A 3,671-nucleotide genomic window follows, 5' to 3' on the forward strand; every position below is an offset into this window, starting at 1 on the left:
GCGAAGCCGCGTCAGGTCCGGTGGGCGCTCCCTGCGGCCGCGCGGCCAGCGCGTCCAGGATCGCCCCCGGCGTCGGACGCCGGGCGGGGTCCTTCGCCAGGCAGCCGCCCACCAGGTCCCGCAGCCCGGCCGGGACCGTCGCCAGGTCCGCGGACTCGTGGACGGAGCGGTACATGAGCCCCATCGGGGTGCCGTCGCCGAAGGCGCGCCCGCCGGCCGCCGCCACCAGGACGGCGCCGAGCGCGAACACGTCCGCGKCGCCCGTGCGGGACGTGGTGCCGCCGCCGATGCCCGTGGAGCCGCCGCTTCCGGTGCCGGCCGTGGTCGCCTCCGACGGGGAGTGCGGGATGGTCGCCGACGCCGACGGGGTCGTCTTCGAGCTCTTCGGCGAGGAGGCCGAGTTCGACTGGGCCGAGATCGGCTCGCTGGTCTACGAGACCGCCCACCGGGGGCGGCAGCTGGCCGTGCACGTCGCCCTGTACGACGGCAGTTCCTACACCTGCGAGATCAACGGCCGGGCGGCGCGGGTGACCGAGTGGATCGCCCAGCTGGAGCTCGTGCTCGACCGCTGCATGCCGGAGCGGACCGGCCCGGACGCACCCCGCTGACGCGGAGGCCGGGAACGCGCGCAGCGCCGCCGGGGGAACGGCGGCGCTGCGGGGGACACCCCCTGAGGGGGGTCCGGCGACCGGGCCGGGCGTCAGGCGTCCGGCCGGCCCGGTGGCCCGGGGGTGGTGTCCCTACGGGAGGTTGTGCACGTGCGGGCCGACCGCGTTGGACCAGGCGTTGCCGGCCGTCGCGTCCCAGTTCGTCGACCAGGTCATCGCGCCGCGCAGGTTCGGCCAGGTCTGCGCCGGCTTGAAGGTGCCGCAGCCGGTGCCGCGGGCCAGGCAGTCCAGGGCGTTCTTCACGACGGTCGGGTCGACGTAGCCGCTGCCCGCGCCGCGGGTGGAGGCGGGGACTCCGAGGCCGACCTGGGAGGCGTCGAGGCCGCCCTGGAGCTGGATGCAGGCGAGCGCGGTGAGGAAGTCCACCGAGCCCTGGCTGTAGACCTTGCCGTCGCAGCCGAGCATCGAACCGCTGTTGTAGTACTGCATGTTGACGACGGTGAGGATGTCCTTCACGGCGAGCGCCGTCTTGAAGTACTCGGTGCCGGTCGACTGCATGTCGATGGTCTGCGGGGCCATCGTCAGGACCATGGACGAGCCGGCCTTGGCCGACAGCTGGCGCAACGCCTTGGTCAGGTAGGTGGAGTTGATGCCGTGCTCGAGGTCGATGTCGACGCCGTTGAAGCCGTACTCCTGCATCAGGGCGTAGGCGCTGTCGGCGAAGGCGGTCGCGGAGGCGTCACTGTTGATGGTGACGTTCCCCTTCTCGCCGCCGATCGAGATGATCACGGACTTGCCGGCCGCCTTCTTGGCCGCGACGTCCGCCTTGAAGTCGGCGGCCGAGGCGTAGCCGACGGCCGGGTCGAGGTTGAAGGTGATCTGGCCCGGCGTGGCGGTCGAGTCGGCGAAGGAGACGGCGATGATGTCGTACTGGGACTGCACGTCGCGCAGCTTCTGGACGGTCGCGCCGTTGTTGAAGTTCTGCCAGTAGCCGGTCAGCGCGTGCTTGGGGACGGCCGGGCCGGGGCCCGGGTCGGTGACCGTGCCGGTCCTCGCGGAGACGGTGGCCGACTTCGCGGACTCGCCCGCGGAGTTCGTCGCGGTCACCTGGAACTGGTAGGTGGTGTTGGCGGCGAGCCCGGTGACGGTGGCCGAGGCCCCGCCGACGGAGAGGACCTTGGTGCCGTTGCGGTAGACGTTGTAGCCGGTGGCGCCGGAGACCGCGCCCCAGTTGAGGGCCACGGAGGACGAGGTGACCGTGCCGGCGGCGAGGCCGGCCGGGGTGGCGGGGACGACCGGGTCGGGGTCCTGGCCGCCGCCCCCGTCCGGGCCGAAGACGCTCACGTCGTCGACGGAGTAGGCGGCGGTGCCGTACCAGCCGTGCGTGTAGATCTGCACGGACGTGGTGCTCGCGCCGGTGGTGAAGGTGGTGGTCAGCTGCTTCCAGGAGCCGCTGTCGGGCGTCCAGGTGGAGACGTCCGTGGTTCCGGTGCCGCTCGCGCCGAGGTAGGCGTAGCCGCCCTGCACCCAGGCGCTCAGCGTGTAGGTGGAGTTGGGCTTCACGGCCACGGTCTGGGTGCACTTGGCGTTGTCGAGGCCGGCCGGGGTGGCGCGCAGGGCGCCGGCGCCGGTCCGTACGGGCGAGGAGACCGCGGCGCCGCTGCCGGCGGAACAGGTCCAGTTGGTGAGCCCTGACTCGAAGCCCGCGTTCTTGGCCACGTTGACGTCCGCGGCCTGGGCGGTGCCCGCCCCGCCGACGAGTACGAGACCGGAGCCGACGGCGAGCGCGAGGACGCCGCCGATCCCTCGGCGCCGGTGAGCGCGGGAGCGTGTGGTGGTGCGGTCCACTGGGAGCCTCCGGTGGGGGAGTCGGGGATGTGGAGGTTCGTACGTCGTCGTACGTCGTCGTCCGGGGAGGTCGTACGGGGAGGTCGTACGGAACGGTGGCCACCGCTGAGGGAACAAGTTGGTCCAGACCAATTGAGTTGTCAAGACCTCTGGAGGGAAAGGGAGTTGGCGCATGGGTCCCCGGGCCTACGCGCGGACCCAGTGGCGGACCCACCGCCGGGCCCACATGCGGACCCACCGCAGGCCCAGAACGGGCCCACCGCGGACCCAAGAAACTCCCCCTCGCTTAACGGATTGTCTGTTCACCACCCCGGGCCTCGTGGATAAAGTGCAGAGGCAACCGCGCTGCGCGATGGCGCGGTGAACGCAGAGTGACGTCGACGGGGAGCCTGACGTGCCGACAGCGATCGCGGTCACCAGCGCCGACCTGGTGCTGCCACCGACCGACCAGCGGACACCCGACGCCGTCGTCCTCCCCGCCCCGGAGACCCAGCCACTCGCCTCCGCCGTCGCCGACCTGCAACTCCTCCTCGACCGCTACGGCCATGTCGTCGTGGTCTGCCCCTCCTCGGTGCCGACCGCCACCGTCCGCCGCCTGCACGCCGTCCGCTCCCTCCTGGAGAGCGACCGGATCGCCCTGGTGAAGTCCGACCTGCCACCGCTGGGAGTCGCCGTACTGGCCCGCCAGCTGCGCCAGCTGTCCGCCTGCGACTTCAGCCCCGGCGTCGTCGCCACCGCGGCCCGGCTGCTCGCCCACTACATCTACGCCGGCGCCGTCCTCGGCTCGGTCGCCAAGCTCGACCGCGTCCCGGTCTCCCTGAAGTCCCACGTCAAAGGCTGGATGCCCGGAGCGCAGTTCGCCGTCCTCGCCGGGCCCGTACCCCAGCTCGTGCGGATCGGACCCGGCGCCGAACCGCCGGCCGGACCCGAGTTCGTCACCCAGCTCGTCCTGGCCCGCGGCCAGCTGCAGACGGACTGGCCGGCCGGCAGCCTCGTGCCCCGCTGGCAGGTCCAAGGCGTCCAGGAAGCCCCCCTGCCCGCCGAGTCGCCCCGCTGGTGGGGCACCGGGCGCCTCGTGGAGTTCGCCGCCTACCTGCCGGACATCGCCATCCTCCACCAACTGGTCTCCTCCGTACGGCGGGAGACCTGCCACTGGTGCCGGATGGAACTCAWCGGCGACCGCTGCGGATTCTGCTCCGCACCCGTGCCCACGGC

The 3,671-nt window shown here is 72.5% G+C and carries 3 protein-coding genes and 1 pseudogene; 2 read left to right on the forward strand and 2 right to left on the reverse strand.

The features are described from left to right. A pseudogene (locus tag EAO71_RS37970) lies at positions 1-250 on the reverse strand (serine/threonine-protein kinase); the annotation flags it as partial. Between the two features lie 37 nt (positions 251-287). Between EAO71_RS37970 and EAO71_RS30215 the strand changes: the two are divergent. Then, on the forward strand, positions 288-608 hold the full coding sequence (locus EAO71_RS30215) for a hypothetical protein (RefSeq protein WP_147980968.1): 321 nt from the start codon (positions 288-290) through the stop codon (positions 606-608). A 132-nt stretch (positions 609-740) separates the two neighbouring features. On the opposite strand, the gene EAO71_RS30220 is transcribed toward EAO71_RS30215, so the two are convergent. Continuing rightward, positions 741-2,456, reverse strand: a complete 1,716-nt coding sequence (locus EAO71_RS30220) for a chitinase (protein WP_147980969.1) — start codon at positions 2,454-2,456, stop codon at positions 741-743. Positions 2,457-2,850: 394 nt separating this feature from the next. Between EAO71_RS30220 and EAO71_RS30225 the strand changes: the two genes are divergently transcribed. Beyond that, positions 2,851-3,671, forward strand: an 821-nt coding sequence (locus EAO71_RS30225) for a hypothetical protein (RefSeq protein WP_147981337.1), incomplete at its 3' end; no start/stop codon positions are given.

It is taken from the genome of Streptomyces sp. MS191 (assembly GCF_008042125.1).
Lineage (GTDB): Bacteria > Actinomycetota > Actinomycetes > Streptomycetales > Streptomycetaceae > Streptomyces.